The sequence below is a fragment of the Cytobacillus sp. OWB-43 genome (genome assembly GCF_034651445.1).
Classification (GTDB): Bacteria; Bacillota; Bacilli; order Bacillales; family Cytobacillaceae; genus Cytobacillus; species Cytobacillus kochii.
This window is the reverse complement of sequence record NZ_JAYEFF010000003.1, coordinates 353,960-375,757: the sequence shown is the minus strand read 5'-3', so window position 1 is coordinate 375,757 and position 21,798 is coordinate 353,960. Positions and strand designations below refer to the sequence as shown.

The window sequence follows — 21,798 nt, the reverse complement described above, 5'->3', positions numbered from 1 at the left end:
TTATAAACGTTGAGGAGAATAAAATGAAAGTCATACCTTTACATAAAGAACATGCCGAAAGTTTCAAACAAATACGTCTCATTGGACTTAAAGAACATCCAGAAAGTTTTGCCTCTAGTTTTGAAGAAGAAGTACAGCAATCAATACTAGATATCGAAAAGAAATTGCTCTCTAGTCAAGCAATCACTTACGGTGCTTTTCATGAAGGTAAATTAGGCGGCATCATCACTTTGTTATATGAAAGTAAATTAAAAATGCGCCATAAAGCACATATCGTTGGTTTATTTGTACGAGAGGAATTTAGAGGGCTTGGGATGGCAAAACAATTAATGAACACGGTCATAGAAAAAGCACAAGGTAGTACGACTATTGAACAATTACATTTAACTGTCATGGCTGATAATCAACCTGCAATAAAATTATACAAAAAACTAGGATTTCGCTCATATGCTCATGAACCTCGTGCTTTAAAAGTGGTCGGACATTATTATGATGAAATTCATATGGTCTTACAATTAAAATGAGTTTGAGGCAGGTGTTTACTTGAACGCCTGCCTTAAACATTACCTCTTATAAAGATTGATATTTTTTTAATATTTCCTGAAGCTTCAATGCTAACCCAACATTACCTTCAACCTTTAAACCACCTGTCATAAACGCTACCGTCGTGTTTAAATCACCTTTTAATAGACTAGAAAAGTGACTATCACTCATTCTTAATTTAACCGCAGGATCGTCAGCTTCCCCTTCAATTACACTTACCTTTCCATCGCATAAAACAATTTGAATGGGGCCACTTTCTTTTAAATCCACTTGAAACACTCTATTTTTTTCATTTACAATATACTCTGGTTGATTATTCATTTTATCCGTCATTTCTTCAAGTTCAAGTAATACAGACATGTTAAGCCTCCCTTTTATCAATAAAATACCTTAAGCTGTAGCAAGGACATGGAAATGCAAACATAAAATAGAAAGAAATTCGTTACTCTAAAATTCACATGATTTTTCAATAGGATTACAGTATAGCGGTAATGATTTCAGTATCTAATTGTCCTCGAAATCTTTCATTTCATCGCAGTAACTTTATTAATATTCTATGTGGTAAATGAATCTTCCTGCCTAAAATGAATAATTATTCATTTTTCTTATTTTACATGAGGAAGTTCTTTTCAAATAAAAAATAACTCGCCAATTGGCAAGCTATTTTTAGTACTCATTCATATAACCCGTGTTATTACACTAAAGAAAGGAATCTATTCTCTCCACGGTAGTTCTGTTCCAAAGCTTTGTGCCCTTTTTTCGCTATCCTTCCTTCTACGCTTTCTATGTTCCGCTCTTTCTTTTGCACTTTCATATAAACTCATTTCTTCGTCAGTCACTGGTACAATTTTAGGAATCGGTGCTGGTTTCCCATCTTCACCAAGTGCTACCATTGTAAGGAAAGATAGTGCACAAATATTTCTATCTCCTGTTAAGAGATCTTCTGAAATAACCTTTACAAATATCTCCATTGAGGACCTGCCTGTATATGTAACAAATGCTTCTAAACAAACCGCATTACCAGCGTAAATAGGATGTAAAAAATCAACTGAATCAGTTGACGCTGTTACAACCGCTTTTCTTGAATGCCTCATAGCTGCAATCCCAGCAATATCATCTATATAAGCCATTAACTTCCCACCAAACAGCGTCCCATGTCCATTTGTATCTGGTGGTTGAACAATACTTGTTTTTACAACATATGATTCTTTACAAAACTTTGATTCACTCACACTATTTTCTCCCTTCATAAAAGTATCAAAGGATACCTTTATATATCATACCTCATTACCGTTATTTAAAAAATGAATTCTTCTTTTTTGGCCTGAGTGTGTCCCCTGTCCATCCTTTTTTCACCAGCAACATATAAACAGCTACAGTAGATAGAATAATAACGATTAATGCACCTGCGTAACCCCATTTCTCATCTAATTCCGGCATAAATGTGAAATTCATACCCCAAAGAGCTCCCCATGCACTAATTGGTGTAAATAGTGTCGTAATAACTGTTAAAGTTTTTATGACTTCATTTCCCCTATGGGAGGATACCATTTCTTCAAAATGTACAAGATGATCAATTTCTTCAATATACTCTTTCGTTAACATACTTCCTCTCTCTAATCTTTTTCTCATATTTTTATAATGCTTTGTCTCAACAATTTCTCTTGAAAATGCTTCTTCCAAACCAAACGATAATTCTATAATTGGAATCATAAAGTTTTTCCAAACTAACACTTCATGCCTTAACTGAAAAATTTCTTCTAATCGATCAATACTGTTCTTTTGTTTGATTTCCCAAAGTAAATCGTTTAATTTCAGCTCAAAATCATCAATTCTTTTAATACTATTCTTTAATATCTCAGCTAAAAGAATAGAGAAACCAGCAACTGCATTTTCAGCTTCCATCATATCATCATTAATATGACTATCCTGTTCAAATTCACTCGTTATCAATACATGTTCTGTTAGAAAATAATGGAGAAGTTTATATTCATTTTGTTGATTAAGCTTTTGTTCATAAATGAGCGATCCACAAATGTAGCTTTTCCCTTCCGTTGAACGCAAATGGAGATGATTTGATTCTTGCGAGGAAATATGCTCAATCCACATTTCTATCTCTTCTTTATAAAAAGGGAATTCTAGATGTTTGTTTGCTTCTGGTTCAAAAAAATTAAGCCATCGCCAATTATTCATCTCTTTTGTATCCATTCATTCTCACCCTCCTACTTTAACATTCCCTGAAAATGAACATAACAAAACCATATGTTTATATATAAATAAAACGGGTAATTATAATACATGCAAGAAATAAACTTTCCATAAAATGAAGGAGGAGTTAATATGAAATCTCGTCCAAAGAACTTTATTATTGCAGGAGTTGGCGTAACAAGTTTACTATTACTTGCTAAGAAGGAAAATCGTGAAAAGTTACAGACACTCACACATAAAATGAAAAGTTATCTTCCAACTAATAGTGAGAATCAATATGAAATGAAAGCCGGACATCCCGATCCACAAGACACCCGCGATAATGAAATGGTCAGTGAAGGTGCTATGACTTCCGTTAATTATTATAATAATCAACAAGAAGAAAAATAACCTAGGGATTTCTCCTTAGGTTATTTTTCTTCTACAATCATTGGGTGAAGTTTTGCCTTCCCCCTCCTCAACCTTGTCTTAATTGTCGAGAGAGGTAGCTTTGTTGCTTCACTTATTTCCTTTAATGACATTTGTTCGAAGTAATAAAGATATAGTGGTTCTTTATATTTTTCAGGTAGACAAAAGATAATCCTCTCTACTTCTTCTCGATTACTTTTTTTAACAAACAATTCATCGGCCCCTGGAGATTTGGCTTCCTCATATAGAGCAGGTAGCCTCTCTTCTAAAAATTGTCGTTCACTTTGTTGTTTTCTCCATTGATCCCTACATTTGTTTAATGCAATTTTATATAGCCAATTTTTAATATTTGTTTCTTCTTTCAAGGAAGGGAAAGCTAAATAAGCTGAAATTAAGGCTTCTTGGAGTAAATCCTCCGCTCTTTGGGGATGTTTAATTAAAGAATAAATGTATCTGTATAATGATTGAGCATACTCGCTCACATAATTTTCGAATGTGTAGTTAATTGTTGCTTCCATACTTCATCTGGGTCTATTACCCTTTCCTCCTTTATTTCTTTTCTTACCCTAATAGACGAATGATAGATCTTCTTCCCCTACAGTGTTTTTTATTTTTTTAAGAAAAACTTGTTTGTTTTGTAAGAAACCAAGTAACACCAATCTTCTTACATATCGTCATGTAATGCATGAACATTAATAAAATGGCTCCCATATTTATGCCTAAAATTACGCCATGCATTTGCAGACTTTCCATCGAACCAAATACATACATCGCAACAAAAGATATAAGTGTTGACCACACAGCATGATAAAAGGCATCTTTCATAAGCCCCAAACCGATAAGAAATGCTTGCATAGGGAAAATAAAAAAGTGTAACAGAAAGAATGGCCACAGTAATTGCACATATATACTTGCTTCTATCGAATGGAAAAATGTACTAGTTAAAGGTTCGGCAAAGAAATAAAAAATGGTAACAGAAGGAACGCCATACAAGAAGGTGATAAAAAATACTTGTTGAAGTAACCGCCGTAAGTAATTATGCTTCTCTTCAGCATATGCTCTTGAAACAGTAGGAATGAGCATAACCATAAAGGAATGAGCAATAAAAGCGGGAAACATTCCAATTGTCATTGCTACACCTGCAACCATCCCAAAATGTTCAGTGGCAATATCCGTACTGATTCCAGACTTTAGCAATGCTGCTTTTATTAAAAATGGTTGGATCGCATGGGTTAAAGCATGAAATATCCGTAGACCTGTTGTAGGGATAGACACCCCCATCAAGTTTTTCCACACACTCATACCAGACATCGGCTCAAACGGCAATTTCTTCATCCTTTGATACTGGATGACAAATAAATGAATGAAGTAAGCAAAAATCGCTATTTCACTGCCAACAAATGTACAAACAGCTATAAAAACTGCCGTTTCCGTTTCAAAGCGAAACAAATGAAAAAGTAATACCAGCAATGAAAGCTGAATGAATTTTCTCAAAAAATTGGCAGAAGCAATCTTCCCCATTTGTTCGTTGCCCATAAAATAACCTCTAGCAATAGAAGAAAATGAAATAATCGGTATGAGAATAATAGCCATCCACCTTAATAGTGGATGATAATCATCAAAAACAGTAATAAATGGGAGAATCGCTGATGCTAACGGGATTAATATAAGTGAAAAGATAACCGTCATTCTAATCACATGATTGAGCATACTATAGTGATATTTTCTATCCTTTTCTGCAATAAATTTAGAGATGGAAACAGGCATTTCAAAACTAGCTAATAAAACAATCAAAAAAATGGTTGGAAGAATAGACATATAAAGCCCTAAACCATGTTCACCTAACTGCCTAGCAAGCACCATATTAATCAGAAATTCAATACATTCACCTGCAAAAGCCGCTAGAATTAATAAAAGCAATCCCTTGAAGAACTTGTTCATTTCGCCTCTCCTTTTTGTTCCCACAAATAAATAATCTCTTCTATCCTATGAGACAACCCTTAAAATTATTAACCTAGTTGAATATTTGTTTGCTGATCACTTCACTCTATTTTTGTTTTTTTCTAACCTAAAAAAGGGACATACATATGGAACAATGAATGGTAGATAAAGTCGATATAGCCACTGCAGGGGCGGTTCACTTGCATTTGCTAGAGAAGGGATATTTTTGTCTTTCATCAAATATTAATGAAGAAAAAGGGTAAGAAACCTCATGGATAATTCTGTAAATTGAACACTTCATTTTTAGTATCTTTGTCCTATACGAAGGCTTTGAAAAGAGTAAAAGGGTTGCTCAAAAGTCGAAGAAGTGACTTTTTGGACAACCCTTTTTAATGTGATATTCTGTTTGCTAATCCATCAACTGCCTACACACCATAAATGGACAATGGATGTGTGGCGATGTTTCTTACGTCAACACTTTTTGCTGATTTTTATCCATATACACAGGTATAGTCAGTCTGATTTCCAATCTTCAGCTTGCATGCTACCCATGTATAACTGGCACAGATAGTACCGACCTTTCTATCTATTCTTCCAATAAAGATGCTGACCACTTCTTATATAAGTAATCCAGTTCTATTTGACATTGTTCCTTCTCATATTGTAAGTCTTGCAACATGCTCAAGGCTTCACCAGTCATCATCTTTCTTTCTATTATCTGTAATCTTTCTTCTAGCTTTTCCAATTCCTCTTCTATATCATCTGTTTGATGAATATTTTGTTTTACTGTACTTTCCCTTTCAACCTTTTTTATCGCTCCCTTAATTGGAGGTGCCAACTGTTGAATTTGGTTGCACCACTTTTCCCATGCATATGTGAATGAACCATTAAAATAGGAAAGCCTTCTCTGATTCAATATATACGTTTGGTTGAATAATAGCTCGATGAAATAACGATCATGAGAAACAGCTAAAATGGTTCCTTGAAATTCCTGCAGTGCCTGTTCAAGTACTTCTCTCGATTCAATATCGAGATGATTTGTGGGTTCATCAAGGATAAGAAAATTCACATTTTGATACATGAGTTGTGCTAAACGCAGTCGCATGCGCTCACCACCACTTAACTGTTTCACCTTCTTATGAACGGCATAACCATAGAAAAGAAAATTTGCGAGAATCCCTCTCGCTTCTCCCTCCGCTACAGCATGTATTTCCTTGACAATTGTAGTACGGTTTTTTCTTGGTTTTCTCTCTCTGTAAATATTTGTTGAGCTAAGTAGCCAATTTTACAATTACTACCTACTCGCACTTCTCCTTCATCTGGAAGTAAACGTTGTAAAATTAATTTTATTAATGTAGTTTTACCGCTGCCGTTTTCTCCAACAAGCACTGCACGATCTTGAAAACGTAAATGCATGTCAATACTTTCTAACACAATCTCTCCACTAAAAGACTTTGTCATATTTTCTATAACTAACGTGTCTTTCCCACTTCTCTCTTCTGCTGCCAAATGCAAATGTAGTTTGCGATGAGAAACGGGTTTTTTTATCTTTTCCATCCGATTTAGTGCCTTTTCCATACTACTTGCTTTTTTATGGAGCCCGGCATTAGGTGGGTTGGCTTGATTTGCCCACTCTCTTAACCTTTTTATCGATTCTTTCATCTTTTTTATTTTCTTCTGTTGATCTTCATACTTTTGAAATTCCTGTAATAGTCGACTTTCCTTTTCTTTTACATAATCAGAATAATTGGTATGATAATTCGTTAATTCTTCATCTTCTAAATCCATAATCATCTTCACAGTTTGATCGAGAAAGTACCGATCATGTGAAACCATAACAATTGTCCCCTCATAATCTTTAATAAAACTTGTTAACCAATCAACAGCTTGGAGATCAAGATGATTTGTCGGTTCATCCAATAATAATAAATCTGGTTTCTTAAGTAGCTCTTTGGCTAAGCAAACTTTTGTTTTCTCTCCACCACTAAGCATTTGAAACTTTTTCTCCATTAATGTTTCTATACCAAGTCCATTAATGACTACTTTTATTTTTCCTTCTATTTCATAGCCGCCGTCATTCATAAAATAATCTTGTAACTTCCCATATTCATTGAGTAGTTGTTCAACCCCATTCGAGGTGTGTGATTGAGCTAATTTTTGTTCCATATCTGTTAGTTTTCTTTTTACCCCAAGTAAATTAGAAAAGGCTTCCTCCACTACATCCAAAGCAATAACTGATTCATTATATTCTGGTATTTGATGTAAATAGCCAATCACAATATGTTTACGCCAATGTATTTGACCTTGGTCAGGTTGTTCTACCCCAGCCATGATTTTTAATAACGTAGACTTTCCACTACCATTTCTCCCAACAATACCTACTCGCGAGTGGTTCCGTATGTCAAAACTAATATTAGTGAAGACTGTATCACCACCGTACAATTTCGTTATATTTTGTCCGCTCGTTATCATTTCATTTTCCTCCATATTAAGAATAGCTCATTTCGTCACTTGTCAGCGTTAAAGCTCATTTTTTCCTACCACCGTAAGCAACATGAGCTAGACAGAAATTTGATTAAATGAAAAGAAGGGCCACAGAGAATAAACTTCTCCTGTGACCCTTTTCTCATTTAAATATAAATACTCACCTGTATCCATACAAGAAAATATTCAGTATTATGATTGTGCTCTTTGACGGGTGTAAAGAGATGTTTCACTGCTTATTTTAGCTATGCAATTGTTATAAAAGGACAGACGTATCCCGTTAGCAGTCATTGCGCCAAAAATTGCACAGAAAATAGTTAAATGTTCAAGCCATTTTCCACGCGTTAAAACAGTTCCTCTCATCTCTTCTACACCTCCTTTTTCCATTCAGTTACTACTAGTTTAAATGAAATATTCTAAAATAACAATCATTTTCAAACATATATTTTATCGATTTTTTGATTTTCTGTGCTGTGGGAAAAGGCTAATATACCCATCTACATTGGCTACTTTCAAATTTATAAATATCATGATAATCTACTCACTGTTATGAATGTAGGCTTGGTTAAGTACCCTTGCTCGTTTATTCTGAGTAAAATTTTCTAAGTTAACTATCCTATTAAAAATCCCCAGTAAATAGCAGTGCAAAAGCTAGCTCAATATCCCTTTCCCTTTATTAATTGACTAAAAGGACATCAACATTTGACTTAGAGTTAAGATAAATGCATCTCTACACCAATCAGGTTAAGACCAAAAAAAGAGAGCTTCATCACAAAACTCTCTCTAAACTATTCTTTCACTATATGATTCTTAAATGCATAGATTACGGCTTGAGTGCGATCTTGGACATCAAGTTTACTTAAGATATTACTTACATGTGTTTTAACCGTTTTTAAAGCAATGTATAGTTCATCAGCAATCTCTTGATTAGTTTTTCCTTGCGTCATATGAAGTAGAATTTCCATTTCTCTACTGGTTAATTCTTCATGGAGAGGTTGTTCTTTTTTTCCTCTCATCTTTAACATCATTTTTCCAGTGACCTCAGGTTCTAAAACAGATTCTCCTTGTTGTGTTCTGCGAATCGCGTGAGCAATTTCACTTGCTTTTGATGTTTTTAACATATAGCTAGTAGCTCCTGCCTCAAGTGCTGGATAAACCTTTTCATCATCTAAGAAGCTCGTTACAATTATTATTTTTGCTTCTGGCCATTGCTCAACAATTTGCTTTGTCGCTTCAATCCCATCCATTTCTTTCATCACTAGATCCATTAGAATAATATCAGGTCGTAATTCCATTGCCAGCTCGATCGCTTGTTTACCGTTATCCGCCTCGCCAATTACTTCTATATCAGGTTGAGCTGATAAATAAGCGGTCACACCAATCCTCACCATCTCATGGTCATCTACAAATAATACGCGTATCATTTTTCATCGCCCCCTCCACCTTCAATAATTGGTACTTTTACTTCTAATCTTGTTCCTTTATTAGGAAGGCTGATCATTTTTAATGTACCACCAATCTCTAGTGCTCTTTCATACATATTTTGAATACCGTATGAACCTGCTTTTGCCTTATCTACATTAAAACCGATGCCATCATCAATAATACGTAGAATAGCAAATCCGTCACGTTGAATAAGTAATACATCTAAGGTGTCTGCTTTTGCATGACGCAAAGTATTGGAAACAGATTCTTGTAGAATGCGAAAAAGGTGATCCTCAATCCCTTTATCTAAATAAAAGTCCTCTGCTCTCCATTTGATATTCATTGTGACTTTTTGTTTTAACTCAAGCAGCAGTTCCTCGATACCTTCTATTAGCTTTTTTCCTTTTAAGGCAACAGGGCGTAGGTGAAGCAATAAAGCACGCATTTCTAGCTGGGATTGGTGAATCATCCCTTCTACTAACTGCAATTGCTTAACCTCATTGGCCGATTTTTCCTCTGTTTGTTCCATAATCGCTGACATTAACATAGATGCAGCAAATAACTGTTGACTGACTGAATCGTGTAATTCTCTTGCCAAACGATTTCTTTCTTCATATATAATTTCTTGCATACGATTATCAATATCTTTCGCTTTTTCATTTGCGAGCCGTTGCGTATACTTTGCCTGTTCTGATATTTGCTTCTGTATTTTAATCATTCTTTGATATATGTTTTGAACATCAGCACTTACTTCCTCATGATTAACCGTGAGTACTCTTCCTTCTTCTACCTCATGAAGCCAGCCTTCCATCTCTTTCAGTTGCTTCTGCCATCTATAACCAGATAATAACCCATAAAAAACACCTAATAAGATGCTTATCATTGGTGCAAACAATGCAAAGGGAATATCAACTACTTTAAAATGCCAGAAATCAATCAGGCGAATAGGGAAAACAAAATAAAACGACAACATCATGCTGATAAGTAATAGTAATGAAAGAAGCACTCCATATAAGATCTGACGTTGAGCCATATTCATGAGCGCTTCACCTCTATATCACCCACAATTAAAGAGGTGACGATTTTCACCTTTTGTTCAGTTTGGTTATAATTTTCCGTCTCAAAAATATAATTGCGGTTAAAAGCTCTTTTCTCTACCAAATCGAAAATTTGGCTAGAGCCAACAATAACAGAATGATTGATTGACACCTCTACATCATAAGGAATATATATGCGTACATTTCCAATAAGGTTTTTGATAAATATGATATTCTCTTGATTAGGTAATACCGTATAGCTCAAATCAATTTCAGTATCCCCTAAGCCACATTGGATATTTATATCTCCCCATTCATATACCTCTTCAGAAGTATTTTGATGCCCACTGATTTTATTCGTTAATAAGTTCTTCTTCTGAACCACAGCCTCTTTTCGCTCATCTGCTTTCCGCTGTTCTGCTCTAGGCTGAACCTTCTTTGGTTTCTTTTTCGTTAAGTAAAATTGATAACCAAAATGAACAATAAGTGCAAGGATTAACAACTTGAATGCCATCATATTAAAAATAGTAATCGCAAAAAGTAAAATCCCTAGCCAAAAAAGGACCTTGCCCCTAGTCTTCGGCATCCATTTACGACCAATATAGATCATACCAATTTCAATGATAATTGAGAAGATCAGCCCATGATTAAAAAAGAACATTTCTAAAATAATCATTGCCAAGGCAATGAATATCCACATTTTATAGTCCTCATTCCATTTTTCAAACATGTGACATCCCTCCTAATCATGTTGTTTAAAAAGGCGCAAGTCGGCCTTACGCCTTTCAATGCTTGTTTCTCGGTCAATTATCTTTAGCATACCATGTTTTTATGACTGCAAGGAATCATCCTTTTTCATTTTCAATTCTAAATCAGCAATTTTTTTATCAATATGATTATGGAAGTATTGATTTTGCACTTTTTGTTCTAACTCTGAAATATATTTCTCCATATCATTAAACTTATCATAAGCAGTTTGGTGGGAGTGTTCTTCTCCTAATACTTTATTCATTTTTACTTGGGCACGGGTTACATTTTCTCTCCCCATTAATTGCATCCGGCGAATTTGCATATCCTTTAGTTTATGCTTCATTTCTTCATACTGTCTTTCTAACTTTCCAAGCTCCTCTGATGCTTCTGCCACCATCGTTTGTAATTTATCTGCTCTTTCAGAAAAGTACTGTGCTTCTGTCTTCGCAAATGTTGCTAGCTCCTCTTCACCCGCTCGTTCAGCAACTTCCGCCTGTCCTTTTCTTTTAGTAGCCATATCCATGGCATGGGCAAGTTCTTTACGAAATTCTTCTCTCAGCTTAAATTGTCTTTCGATATATTTTTTCACTTTTTCTGTTTCTTGCTCACTTTGCCTCAAATACTGATTTAATAACGCTATTGGATTTTTACTTTCCTTTTTGTCGAGCACCTCATTGATATCTGTTACAATCGTGTTTTTAATTCTTGTTAATAGATTTACCATATTGTCTCCTCCTATTGTTTCAAAGCTTATTTATGAAGATCGGACCATTGCTTCTCAAAGTTCACAAATGGATCATCACTTTGTCTTGTTTTTGGCTTTTCTTTATTCCAATTTTTATAAATCAGGTAAATGACATAAAGAGCTAGAACAGCTAAAATTGCTGGGATATTACTGATAGAGAACAATAGTAAAACGACACCTACAGTACCCCAAGCTACTTTTTCCCAACCATCTGTTTTGATAAATTGTTTAAATACTAAATAAAGTAATGCAGCTGTAATCGCTAATGCGATAAGTGAACCTAAATTCGCCAATACAACTATTGCCGCAATTCCACCTGCTATGATTAAAAGAAATTTTTTCATTTCTCATCCTCCTTTCACTATTTATCTTACCTATTTATAAGATCGTACATAACGTGCCACAGCTTGATTTTGCTCTAAGACTTAAGTCTGAACGAGAGCTGAGTCCATTTTATTCTATACATGTAAAACTAATTTAAGTTCATACTACAATTGGGAGGTGTGACAATGTCTCATTCTTGGTTGCTTTCATTTTTGTTAATGATTTCACCTATCAATGATGATTCCATATTCACAATTAAAAAAGAAGATAAAGTAATTACACAAATACAGAGAGAGGACTTTGCTATTCCACAGTCCAATTTGCCATTTATTGAAATGAAAAAATTCGAGACATTTATGGAAGATCTCGATAAAAAAACATTTATTGCCCCTAAAGACGCCTATATTAAAGGAAATATGATTATCTCAGAAATTGAAGGAAAGCGTTTATACCGTAAAGAATTCAAGAATCAATTTTTTCGTTATTATTTCTCCAAAGGAGTCTCAACTATCCAGCTTCCTCTTATATCTGTACCAGCAAGAGTGGATAAAGACTTAATCAGTCAAATCAATGTGAAAACAATTGGACAGTATGTCACTTACTTTAATAGCAATAATCAAAATCGCTCTCATAATATTTCATTAGCTACTGAGGCTATTAATAATTATGTCATTTTTCCTGAAGAAACATTTTCTTTTAATGAGGTTGTTGGGAGAAGAACGAAGGATAAAGGATACCTACGTGCGCCCGTAATTGTAAGAGGGGAACTATCTGAAGATATTGGTGGCGGGATATGCCAGGTCTCTTCTACACTATTTAATGCCGTCGATCGTGCCGGTGTTGAAATTGGCGAGAGATTCTCCCATAGCAAAAGAGTCCCTTATGTACCAAAAGGAAGAGACGCAACAGTAAGTTGGTATGGACCAGACTTTACCTTTACAAACCCTTATGAGTTTCCTTTACTTATAAGCGCACACGTTTATGGTGGTCAAATGATTGTTGTAATCAAATCTTCAGACGAAATTGAGACTTCACCACGCCATGTTCCCAACGCTTCAAAGATATTACCAAAAGAAATACGTGCAAACGGAGATACTTAAAACGGAGAATTATTATCCGACCTTATTTTATACCCTCTGGGGATTAAAAGTGACAGCCTAAATTCTTAAATAACGAATGTTCATGTCCCCTTCAAGTAGATAAAAAACCTTCATGATTCCATGAAGATTAGAATACTACTTGGAGGATTTTTTCTATGCCAAAGAAACCTAAAACAGCCGTCCCCTGCCGATTTAAATGAATGTGGGTGCTTAATTACACAGATTAATGACGGCAATGAACATACCACTCATCATTCGAAAGCTATCCAACAGAAATGATTTAACTTACATTAGCTGTTCTTCGTTCAAATCAAGGCTTTGAATATAACTTAAAGCTATTCAGCTGCCGATTAGGGGGATTTACAAAATTAAGAGCAGCCACTCACGCAAAGGAAGGCTGTATAGAATCACTCTTTTCACCTCACCCTAAAAAAACCGCATAGCTGTATATAAGTAATTGGGAGGCAGGAGACAAACTACCCGAGGATTACATTTACTATTACGATTACAAAAGGAGATAAAGAAACGCGTGCCTATTGAATATTATCGACACGCGTTCTTTGATTTGTTTTTTTATGTTGACTACTTGAAAGGGGCAAGACCAAGGATTATTTTTATTATTCCCTTTTATAACAATGGCTTTTCTGAAACAATGACACCATCTTCATCAGCGTATACATATTCGTCTGGCAACCAATCAAGCCCCCCAAATGTCACGATCGTATCCCTATCTCCTTTGCCAGCTTTTCTACTTTTTAATGGACTACTACCAATTGCTAATACACCAATATCCATTGATGCTATATCTGCTGTATCTCGCACACAACCATATATAATGACACCCGCCAATCCGCGCGTTTCTGCAATTTTTGCTAATCGATCGCCCATAAGTGCACATCTCCTTGACCCGCCACCATCAACAACAAGCACATGACCTTCTGGGATACTTTCCAGTGCTTCAAGTACAAGTACATTATCTTCAAAAACCTTAACTGTTGAAACCTTACCATGGAATCTCTTTTTCTTACCGTATGAATATAATACTTCTTGATTTACCTTTACATATTCATGATGGTCGTCACATAAATCTGCTGTTTTAAAAGACATGATATCCCTCCTCACTCTACTAATTAATTTCGTCATCCGATGAAAAGTTTCCTTTGTCTAATGGAAAGAAAAAGTGATGACTTGCATATAAGTGTAATGAAAGGGGTGGATCATTATCGCTTATTTATGGATAGCAACAAGCGCTTATTTACTCATCGTTGGTTTGGCTGCTGGCGTTTTTGTTTACACATTAAGGTACGCGCTTCATTCAAAAGATTCTACCCAAATAGATGAAAAAAAAGAAGAGATAGATGACCTCTTAAATTAAATATTTTAAGGCTGTGACCACCACCGTCACAGCCTTTCTTTTTACTTATTCATTGCTTTTTCAATAGCCATGGAAAGCTGTGAAATAATATCTTCGTAATGTTCAATACCAATGGAGATTCTAATCAAATGCTCATTAATGCCTAACGCCTCACAAGTTTCTTCTGGTACCGCACGATGCGAAGTTGTAATTGGATGTGAAACAGAAGATTCAACACCAGCTAAAGTAGGAACAATTTTTATCCACCCTAGTGAACGGAAAAAAGTTGATACATCAGCTTGTTGTTTCAGTTCGATCGTGACCATTGCCCCGTATCCATATGCTCCATTTTGTTCGAAGGGATAATAAACTCTCTCCACTCCTTCATGAATAAGTAAAGCTTCTGCTACTTTTTTCGCATGATAAGATTGTTCCTTCATCCTTAATGCTAATGTCTTTGCTCCCCTTACTGTTAACCATGCTTCAAAAGGACTTAAGTTCACGCCAAGATTTACGACTTTTGCTGCAGCCAGTTCGATTAACTCAGTACTACCAACAATGACACCAGCAGTGACATCACTATGCCCACCAATATATTTGGTCGCACTATGAACAACCATGTCTACCCCAAGCTCAATCGGCTGACAATGAAACGGTGAAGCAAATGTATTATCAATCAATGTCTTCAGATTGTATTTTTTCGCCAATGATACAACAGCTTTAAGATCTTCTACTCTTAATAAAGGATTAGTAATTGATTCTGTATATAAAAGCTTCGTGTTATCTTTGATTGCCGCCTCGACTTGCGTCATATCGCTAAAAGGAACAATTGTTACGTCAATACCGAATTGCGTGAGCTCTTCCACAATAAGATGAAAACTTCCTCCATACACATCATCAGTAGCAATAATATGATCACCATTTTTAGCCACTGCTAATATTCCTACCATAATGGCACCTAAACCTGATGCAGCTGCAACTCCTGCTGCTGCACCTTCTAATCTTGCGACAACTTCTCCTAACTCATCAGTGTTTGGATTGCCTGATCTCGTATACAAGTAGTTGCCGTTTCCACTATAAAAACCCTCTAGTTCTTCTAAACTTTTAAAAGTAAATGCAGATGTTTGATAAATCGGTGTTGCTTTACTTTGAATTGTGCGCTTTTCTTTTTTATCTCCATGTAATAATGCCGTCTCAAATTTCATCCTATTGAATCTCCTTTTTATACACTAAAAGTATAAATCACCTTGTTTTATTTTCATAAATTTCTTAATTCTATCATTATAGCTCACTGTACTTTTTTACGTCAATTGAGGAAAGAAGTATAAGAAACATCCATAAGGCTATATTAAACGGAGATATATATTTTAGAGGTGATTGTATGAATAATGAAAAAAATAATATGCCGAAATACCCTCAATCGTACTGGTTGGAAGCAAAACAACTCCAATATCAATCATTGGACGGTAACACTAAAACAGATGTAGTTATCATTGGCTCTGGTATAACAGGGATTACTTCAGCTTACTTATTGGCTAAAGAAGGGTTGAAAGTGATTTTATTAGACGCCGGGGAAGTTTTAGCAGGAACGACTGGCCATACAACTGCAAAAGTGACTGCACAGCATGGTTTAATATATGACGAGTTGATTGAACATTTCGGCATAGAGCAAGCAAGACTGTATTATGAAGCCCAAGCTGATGCAATAAAAATGATTGAAAAAGAAGCAGCAAATATAAATTGCGATTTTAGTAATGAAAGCTCTTTTATCTATGCAACCAATGATCAATACAGTGAAAAATTAACTTTTGAATATGACGCCTATAAAAGATTGGGGATTATAGGGCAATTAAAAGAGAGTATCCCATTCTCCATTCCAACTACAGGTGTGCTTGAAATGAACAATCAAGCACAATTTCATCCGGTTAAATATTTAGAAGGCTTACTTAAGCGTTTCATCGACTTAGGAGGTACTGTTTATGAACAAACAACGGTCGTTGATATCGAGGAAGGTAAACAACCTGTTGTCATAACAAATAAAGGGCATCGTATTTTATGTAACTATGTTGTTATGGCATCCCATAGCCCATTTTTAAAATGGAAAGGTTTATATTTCTCCAGGCTTTTACCTGAACGGTCCTATGTAATTGCTATCGAAAGTGACGACGATTTTGAAGGAAACATGTACTATTGTGCCAATAACCCTGTCCGTTCGATCCGTGCTACAACTTCAGAGGAGACTGGTAAGAAACTTATTCTTATTGGCGGAGAGGGTCATAAAACAGGAAAAGGCATTAACACTTATCAACATTACGAGACATTACAGGCTTTCTCTAATGAGGTCTTCGGGGAAAAGCCAATCACCTTTCGCTGGTCTGCACAAGATTTAACTTCATTAGATAAAATACCTTATATTGGTCCTATCACATCTAATGAAAATAATATCTTCGTGGCTACTGGTTATCGCAAATGGGGTATGACAAACGGTACAGCTGCCGGAATTTTGTTAAAAGATTTGATAACTGAACAGCATACACCTTATCAGGAACTTTTTAACCCATCGAGATTTCATGCGAACCCTAGTATTAAAAACTTTATCACTTATAATGCAGATGTTGCAGGACAATTAATAAAAGGGAAACTCGAGCCAGAATTTAAGCACCCTGAGGATCTAGCAAATAATGAAGGCGGCCTGGTGAAAGTGGATGGAAAACGCCGAGGCTGTTACCGCGATGATGATGGCCAACTTCATATTGTTGACACAACTTGTACTCATCTAGGTTGTGAAACAGAATGGAATGCCGGCGATCGCACTTGGGATTGTCCATGTCATGGATCCCGTTTTTCATATGATGGCGAGGTCATTGAAGGTCCAGCAACTGAACCTTTGGAAAAGATGGATTAACGCATATGACCATAAAGGTAAGGTAAGGTAAGCTAAGTTTTGGAAACTTTTTAAATGTTTTTCTTTTAACTGGATTAGTGCGGCTTCCAGATAGAATAATGTCACATAAGTGGTTGAAAAAAATTGTACATTCTTAATTAATCAAAATCGGCATCGATAGATTGAAGATGTTTCCATTTCATCTTGAAATGTAGCGATATAGAACAAAAAGAAAAAAATCCGCAACCATCAAACCTTGTTGCGGATTTTCTATGATTTCTTATTGTAGCGTCTTACACCATTACTCCTTAGCGTCTTTTTTCGTTTGATTGACGTTCTGGATTGACGATTTTTCCGCCGTGCATTATTTTCTCTTCTAATTGAAGATTTAATTCTTTAGCAAAGCGCTTTAAATCTCTTTCTTCATTCATGGTAACAAGTGATACCACTGTTCCATCTGCACCAAAACGTCCTGTTCTCCCTGAGCGATGGATATACTGCGTTTTCTCACGTGGTAAGTCAAAGTGGATGACATGAGTAATTCCCTTAATATCTAAACCTCTCGCTGCTACATCTGTTGATAAAAGTAAGCGAGCATCCTTTTTCCTAAAGCCATTCAAATTTTTAGATCTTTCGAATTTATTTAAATCACTGTGAAGTACATTTACGTGAATATGGTTATACTCTAGCTTTTCTTTCATAATCATGATATTGGGGATATCCTTAACAAATACCAGCGCCTTCAAATGATCCATTCGAGAAAGCTTTTCCAATAATTTAACTTTTTCCCGTTGTTCCACGTTAAAGTATATATGCCCCACATCACCTGCTGTAATCGTCTCATCTTTTTCAATGGTGATAACTTCTGGTGATTTCATCCAACCTTTAGCTTCTACTTCTATTGTTTTAGGTAAAGTAGCAGAAAACAGCACTACTTGTCTTTCCTTTAAAGTCGCTTTTATTATACTTTTCACATGCTCAAGATGTTCGGGAATGAGAAGCTGATCGCCTTCATCAAGGACAACTGTTTTCACCGCATGCATTTTTAATTTCTTTTGCTTAATCAATTCAAGTATTCTGCCTGGGGTACCCAAAACGATATGTGGACGTTGTTTTAATTTTTCTAACTGTCTCCTTACATTCGCACCACCGATAAACGATGCACTACGGATATTACTATCTCTTCCCCACTTTTGTGCTTCACTTAAGATTTGCATAATTAACTCTTGGGATGATGCGAGAATAACTACCTGCACATCCTTGCTTTCTGGTTGAATCTTTTCTAAAACAGGTAATAAATACGCTAACGTTTTTCCGGTACCTGTTGGGGATTGAGCAATAAGATCTTTTCCCTCTAATACTACTGGAATCGCCTCTTGCTGTATATTTGTTGGTTGTTTAAATTGCGATTGTTCCCATACTTTTTTAATAAACGGCTTTAGTTCGCCAATAACTTCCATAGATGATATAACTCCTTTATTTAACGATAAACAGTTTAAAACGACTTCATGCAGATGAAATACGTTTATAATACATAATATAAAGGTATCCTGTTCAAATAACAATGGCTCATGTTAAATCGACTTTCGTTATTTATAAGGTAATGTCGTATAAAAACCTTTTCCTTTTTATTTTGGTTGAGTTCGTTTATGATAAATTTAGTGTTACGAAATGTTCAAATGAGAAAGAAGTGTTCGTTCATGATCCATCCACAAGTAAAGACAAATATTAAAATTATGTGGTTTGCCAACTTCTTTGTTTCAGCTAGTATGACGATGGTCTTGCCCTTTATATCATTATATATTGAAACCTTTGGTCAGTTTTCCGACGCTTATATTCAAAGATGGTCGGGTTGGATTTTTGCCATTACATTCGTTACTGCCTTTATTGTAGCTCCAATTTGGGGAAGAATTGGTGATTTGTATGGAAAGAAAAAGGTGTTAATCATTTCTGCTTCAGGAATGGCCCTTTGTATTTTCCTATTAGGTTTTGCGACAAGCGTATGGCATTTGTTTTATCTAAGGCTATTTATGGGTATCTTCACAGGTTTTATTCCCCTTTCACAAGCTTTTATTTCTACACAAACACCAAAAAGAATGGCAGGACAAGTGCTTGGCACCTTACAAACAGGAAGTATCACAGGCTCTCTTTTAGGACCTTTAATCGGTGGTGCACTAGCTGACATGGTCGGTTTTTCTTCTACTTTCAATTGGACATCATTAGCCATTTTTATTTCTGCGATTCTTGTTATCTTCACGAAAGAATTTCAAATCAATGAAGTGAAGAAATCAGAGAAGCAGAATTATACGAGTAAAGAAGTATTAAAACATATACTTACAAACCCTGTCCTTGTGACTGTTTTAATCTTATCGATGTTGATTCAAGTCGCTCATTTTAGTATTCAACCGATTCTGTCCCTTTATGTCAGCGAAATACATGGCCCAGAAAATTTAGCTCTATATGCAGGTATTGCTTTTTCCGCAGCTGGTGTAGGTAACTTAATGATGTCAAAAACTTGGGGAAAGCTTGGGGACAATTATGGTTATATTAAAATATTAATGGCCTTATTGTTTTTAGCTGGTATCGTCTATTTTCCAGGTGGATTTGTCACTGAAATGTGGCAGCTTATTATCATTCGTTTTGCACTCGGGGTAACTATTGGAGGAATTATACCTGTGCGTATTGCCTATATTAGACAGGCTGCACCTATAGCCATGCAAGGAGAGGTGCTGGGATATAATACTAGTTTAAGATTTCTAGGAAATGTCATCGGACCAGTTATGGGAGGAATGGTTGCTGGGGCCTTTGGGTTTACTGCCGTTTTTATTACTACAAGTCTATTACTGATTGCAAGCGGGGTTATCCTTCTCGTTTCGGTTATGAAAAATCCTAAGTATTTAAAGAATTCTAGCACGTCATAATCATATATAAAAGAGGTTGCTACTTGAATATAGCAACCCCTATTTTAATTATTTTACTCTAGGGTAACCAAATCCTGATGCATAGTCATCGCCTGTTGTTGCACCAACTCCACCTTTAATATCATAAACCTTGGCACGATTTTGTAATTCTGTTCTTAAAGTAGATTTACTCCAAGAAGGATTCGCAGCCCAAATCTTTGCTGCTAAACCAGCTACATGTGGTGTAGCCATTGAAGTACCACTGATTGTGTTATAACCGCCATTATACCAAGTGGATTCCACTGCTGCACCTGGGGCAGACACTTCAATATCACGCTCTTGAATGACATAATCTCCATCAGTTGATGGGTTACCTCTTGATGAGAAATTCGCTACGCGATAAGTCCCATTTTGTTGCACATTCTCTAAAGCTGCAACGGCAACTGCATTGACCAATGCTCCTGGATAACCAATTGTATTACTACCTGAACCACTGTTTCCTGCCGCAGCAACAACTAATACACCTTTATTGTATGCATAGTCTACTGCACTTGAGATGAGTGAATCTTTACCGGAAGAGCCAAGAGACATATTAATAACTACTTTAGAGCCTGTGCTAGTTGCTTGATCTGCTACGTGTCTAATCGCTGCAGCGATATCATCTGAATAACCAGAACCGTTATCACCTAACACTTTATATGCCCATAGCTTCGCATCAGGAGCTACTCCGTAAACACCTTGTCCATCACTACCACCATGTGCTAAAACAGTTCCTGCTACATGTGTACCATGTCCTTGACGATCAGTACAAGAGCCATTTACAAGTGGGCTTGATTGTGTAAAGTCTTTACACTGTTCTGCTGATCCTGCTAAATCAATATGATTTGTATAAACACCTGTATCAAGCACAGCTACTTTGATACCATTACCACCTGATGTTGCTGTTAAAGATTGATTATTATAGATTGATTTTATTCCCCAAGGTGTTTGTGAACTTGGCACAGCTGTTACTTCTGCTTTCGACACTTCTCCTGTTACTGTTGCTATACTCATTTCATTTACCTTTTGTACTTCGACATTTTTTGTCGCTTGTAATGTTTGTAACTCCTTAGCACTCACATCTGCAGTGAAGCCTTCTTTACCAAAGTCCCATCGTTTTTCATACTTTGTTTCTAATGCATTAACAGAATTGCTAGGGGCTTGTATCAATACGCGATATGTTTCACTCCCTTTTGCTTCATCTGAAACTTGTGCAGAAATACCTGATGTAAATACGGACATCCCTAACGTAAGACTAAGTAGTGCAGCTGCTACTGTTTTCTTTTTCGTCATTTACTTGTTCCTCCCCAAATTGTAATGTCTTACTTAGGGGTAATTATATTTCAAAAATTCAGACTACAACAATGTGTAAAATTCAGCATTTATTTATTTGTAAAAAACAGTAAATTTGACATATTTTTTTCCAAGTAGCAGGCCATCAGACATTTTTTTCAACATTAAATCAGGTATTTTTTTCCATAAAATCAATATTCATGATAATTACCCTTTTTATTACTCGGAATTAAAAGTGAATTTAGGTCTCTAGAAAGGTATAAAAGTGTAATATTACATCATTATCTTCCATTAATTTGAAGGAAAAAGTGATTTTTGAGCTCCTTCCCTTTAGAAAAGCACTCATTTTTTTAGTGGATACAA

Annotated in this window: 20 protein-coding genes and 1 pseudogene; 5 read left to right on the top strand and 16 right to left on the bottom strand. The window is 35.7% G+C overall.

Features of this window, described 5'->3' with window-relative positions; all coding sequences use genetic code 11:
- Positions 1 to 23 precede the first annotated feature (23 nt).
- A complete protein-coding gene (locus tag U9M49_RS14540; RefSeq protein WP_095370102.1) occupies positions 24 to 524 on the top strand; it encodes a GNAT family N-acetyltransferase in 501 nt (166 codons plus the stop codon).
- 46 nt (positions 525 to 570) lie between these two features.
- On the opposite strand, the gene U9M49_RS14535 is transcribed toward U9M49_RS14540, so the two are convergent.
- The 3 genes from U9M49_RS14535 to U9M49_RS14525 all read right to left on the bottom strand — a co-directional run bounded on the left by U9M49_RS14535 (position 571) and on the right by U9M49_RS14525 (position 2,751).
- Positions 571 to 903, bottom strand: a complete 333-nt coding sequence (locus U9M49_RS14535; RefSeq protein ID WP_095370103.1) for an SCP2 sterol-binding domain-containing protein — start codon at positions 901 to 903, stop codon at positions 571 to 573.
- A gap of 353 nt (positions 904 to 1,256) precedes the next feature.
- A complete protein-coding gene (locus U9M49_RS14530) occupies positions 1,257 to 1,775 on the bottom strand; it encodes an acyl-CoA thioesterase (protein WP_095370104.1) in 519 nt (172 codons plus the stop codon).
- Between the two features lie 61 nt (positions 1,776 to 1,836).
- Positions 1,837 to 2,751: a magnesium transporter CorA family protein gene (locus U9M49_RS14525; protein WP_095370105.1), complete on the bottom strand. Its 915-nt coding sequence runs from the start codon at positions 2,749 to 2,751 to the stop codon at positions 1,837 to 1,839.
- A gap of 132 nt (positions 2,752 to 2,883) precedes the next feature.
- Here U9M49_RS14525 and U9M49_RS14520 point away from each other — a divergent pair, with 132 nt between their 5' ends.
- Positions 2,884 to 3,141 (top strand): hypothetical protein, encoded by a 258-nt coding sequence (locus U9M49_RS14520; RefSeq protein ID WP_095370106.1) that lies wholly within the window; start codon positions 2,884 to 2,886, stop codon positions 3,139 to 3,141.
- A gap of 20 nt (positions 3,142 to 3,161) precedes the next feature.
- On the opposite strand, the gene U9M49_RS14515 is transcribed toward U9M49_RS14520, so the two are convergent.
- The 9 genes and pseudogenes from U9M49_RS14515 to U9M49_RS14475 all read right to left on the bottom strand — a co-directional run bounded on the left by U9M49_RS14515 (position 3,162) and on the right by U9M49_RS14475 (position 11,885).
- On the bottom strand, positions 3,162 to 3,677 hold the full coding sequence (locus U9M49_RS14515) for an RNA polymerase sigma factor (RefSeq protein WP_095370107.1): 516 nt from the start codon (positions 3,675 to 3,677) through the stop codon (positions 3,162 to 3,164).
- Between the two features lie 97 nt (positions 3,678 to 3,774).
- A complete protein-coding gene (locus tag U9M49_RS14510) occupies positions 3,775 to 5,100 on the bottom strand; it encodes an oligosaccharide flippase family protein (RefSeq protein ID WP_095370108.1) in 1,326 nt (441 codons plus the stop codon).
- A gap of 586 nt (positions 5,101 to 5,686) precedes the next feature.
- Positions 5,687 to 7,587 (bottom strand): annotated as a pseudogene (gene abc-f / locus U9M49_RS14505) (ribosomal protection-like ABC-F family protein).
- 189 nt (positions 7,588 to 7,776) lie between these two features.
- Positions 7,777 to 7,947 (bottom strand): RAxF-45 family protein, encoded by a 171-nt coding sequence (locus U9M49_RS14500; RefSeq protein ID WP_307317536.1) that lies wholly within the window; start codon positions 7,945 to 7,947, stop codon positions 7,777 to 7,779.
- A gap of 425 nt (positions 7,948 to 8,372) precedes the next feature.
- Complete coding sequence (locus U9M49_RS14495; RefSeq protein WP_095370110.1) at positions 8,373 to 9,008, bottom strand: response regulator transcription factor; 636 nt, start codon at positions 9,006 to 9,008, stop codon at positions 8,373 to 8,375.
- On the bottom strand, positions 9,005 to 10,048 hold the full coding sequence (locus U9M49_RS14490; RefSeq protein WP_095370111.1) for a sensor histidine kinase: 1,044 nt from the start codon (positions 10,046 to 10,048) through the stop codon (positions 9,005 to 9,007). The genes U9M49_RS14495 and U9M49_RS14490 overlap by 4 nt, the downstream gene beginning before the upstream one ends.
- Positions 10,045 to 10,776 (bottom strand): cell wall-active antibiotics response protein LiaF, encoded by a 732-nt coding sequence (gene liaF / locus U9M49_RS14485; RefSeq protein ID WP_095370112.1) that lies wholly within the window; start codon positions 10,774 to 10,776, stop codon positions 10,045 to 10,047. The genes U9M49_RS14490 and liaF overlap by 4 nt, the downstream gene beginning before the upstream one ends.
- A 99-nt stretch (positions 10,777 to 10,875) precedes the next feature.
- Positions 10,876 to 11,520 carry a PspA/IM30 family protein gene (locus U9M49_RS14480; protein WP_095370113.1) on the bottom strand — a complete coding sequence of 215 codons (645 nt, stop codon included), beginning with the start codon at positions 11,518 to 11,520 and terminating at the stop codon, positions 10,876 to 10,878.
- A gap of 26 nt (positions 11,521 to 11,546) precedes the next feature.
- Positions 11,547 to 11,885, bottom strand: coding sequence for a flagellar basal body rod protein (locus U9M49_RS14475; RefSeq protein WP_307317545.1), 339 nt, complete (start codon positions 11,883 to 11,885; stop codon positions 11,547 to 11,549).
- Positions 11,886 to 12,050: 165 nt separating this feature from the next.
- On the opposite strand from U9M49_RS14475, the gene U9M49_RS14470 reads away from it, so the two are divergent.
- Positions 12,051 to 12,965 (top strand): VanW family protein, encoded by a 915-nt coding sequence (locus tag U9M49_RS14470; RefSeq protein WP_322910031.1) that lies wholly within the window; start codon positions 12,051 to 12,053, stop codon positions 12,963 to 12,965.
- A gap of 627 nt (positions 12,966 to 13,592) precedes the next feature.
- On the opposite strand, the gene rraA is transcribed toward U9M49_RS14470, so the two are convergent.
- Positions 13,593 to 14,072: a ribonuclease E activity regulator RraA gene (gene rraA / locus U9M49_RS14465; protein WP_095370115.1), complete on the bottom strand. Its 480-nt coding sequence runs from the start codon at positions 14,070 to 14,072 to the stop codon at positions 13,593 to 13,595.
- Between the two features lie 309 nt (positions 14,073 to 14,381).
- On the bottom strand, positions 14,382 to 15,524 hold the full coding sequence (locus tag U9M49_RS14460; RefSeq protein ID WP_322910030.1) for a PLP-dependent aspartate aminotransferase family protein: 1,143 nt from the start codon (positions 15,522 to 15,524) through the stop codon (positions 14,382 to 14,384).
- A gap of 176 nt (positions 15,525 to 15,700) precedes the next feature.
- On the opposite strand from U9M49_RS14460, the gene U9M49_RS14455 reads away from it, so the two are divergent.
- Entirely contained in the window at positions 15,701 to 17,224 is a 1,524-nt protein-coding gene (locus U9M49_RS14455) for an FAD-dependent oxidoreductase (protein ID WP_095370117.1), read from the top strand.
- Between the two features lie 287 nt (positions 17,225 to 17,511).
- Here U9M49_RS14455 and U9M49_RS14450 read toward each other — a convergent pair whose 3' ends face one another.
- On the bottom strand, positions 17,512 to 18,663 hold the full coding sequence (locus U9M49_RS14450; protein ID WP_322910029.1) for a DEAD/DEAH box helicase: 1,152 nt from the start codon (positions 18,661 to 18,663) through the stop codon (positions 17,512 to 17,514).
- 150 nt (positions 18,664 to 18,813) lie between these two features.
- Here U9M49_RS14450 and U9M49_RS14445 point away from each other — a divergent pair, with 150 nt between their 5' ends.
- The gene (locus U9M49_RS14445) at positions 18,814 to 20,124 is read left to right on the top strand and encodes an MFS transporter (protein ID WP_307317688.1); all 1,311 of its coding nucleotides are present in this window, start codon (positions 18,814 to 18,816) and stop codon (positions 20,122 to 20,124) included.
- Positions 20,125 to 20,172: 48 nt separating this feature from the next.
- Here the strand turns inward: U9M49_RS14445 and U9M49_RS14440 are convergent, their stop codons facing one another.
- Complete coding sequence (locus tag U9M49_RS14440; protein WP_095370120.1) at positions 20,173 to 21,435, bottom strand: S8 family peptidase; 1,263 nt, start codon at positions 21,433 to 21,435, stop codon at positions 20,173 to 20,175.
- Between the last annotated feature and the right edge of the window lie 363 nt (positions 21,436 to 21,798).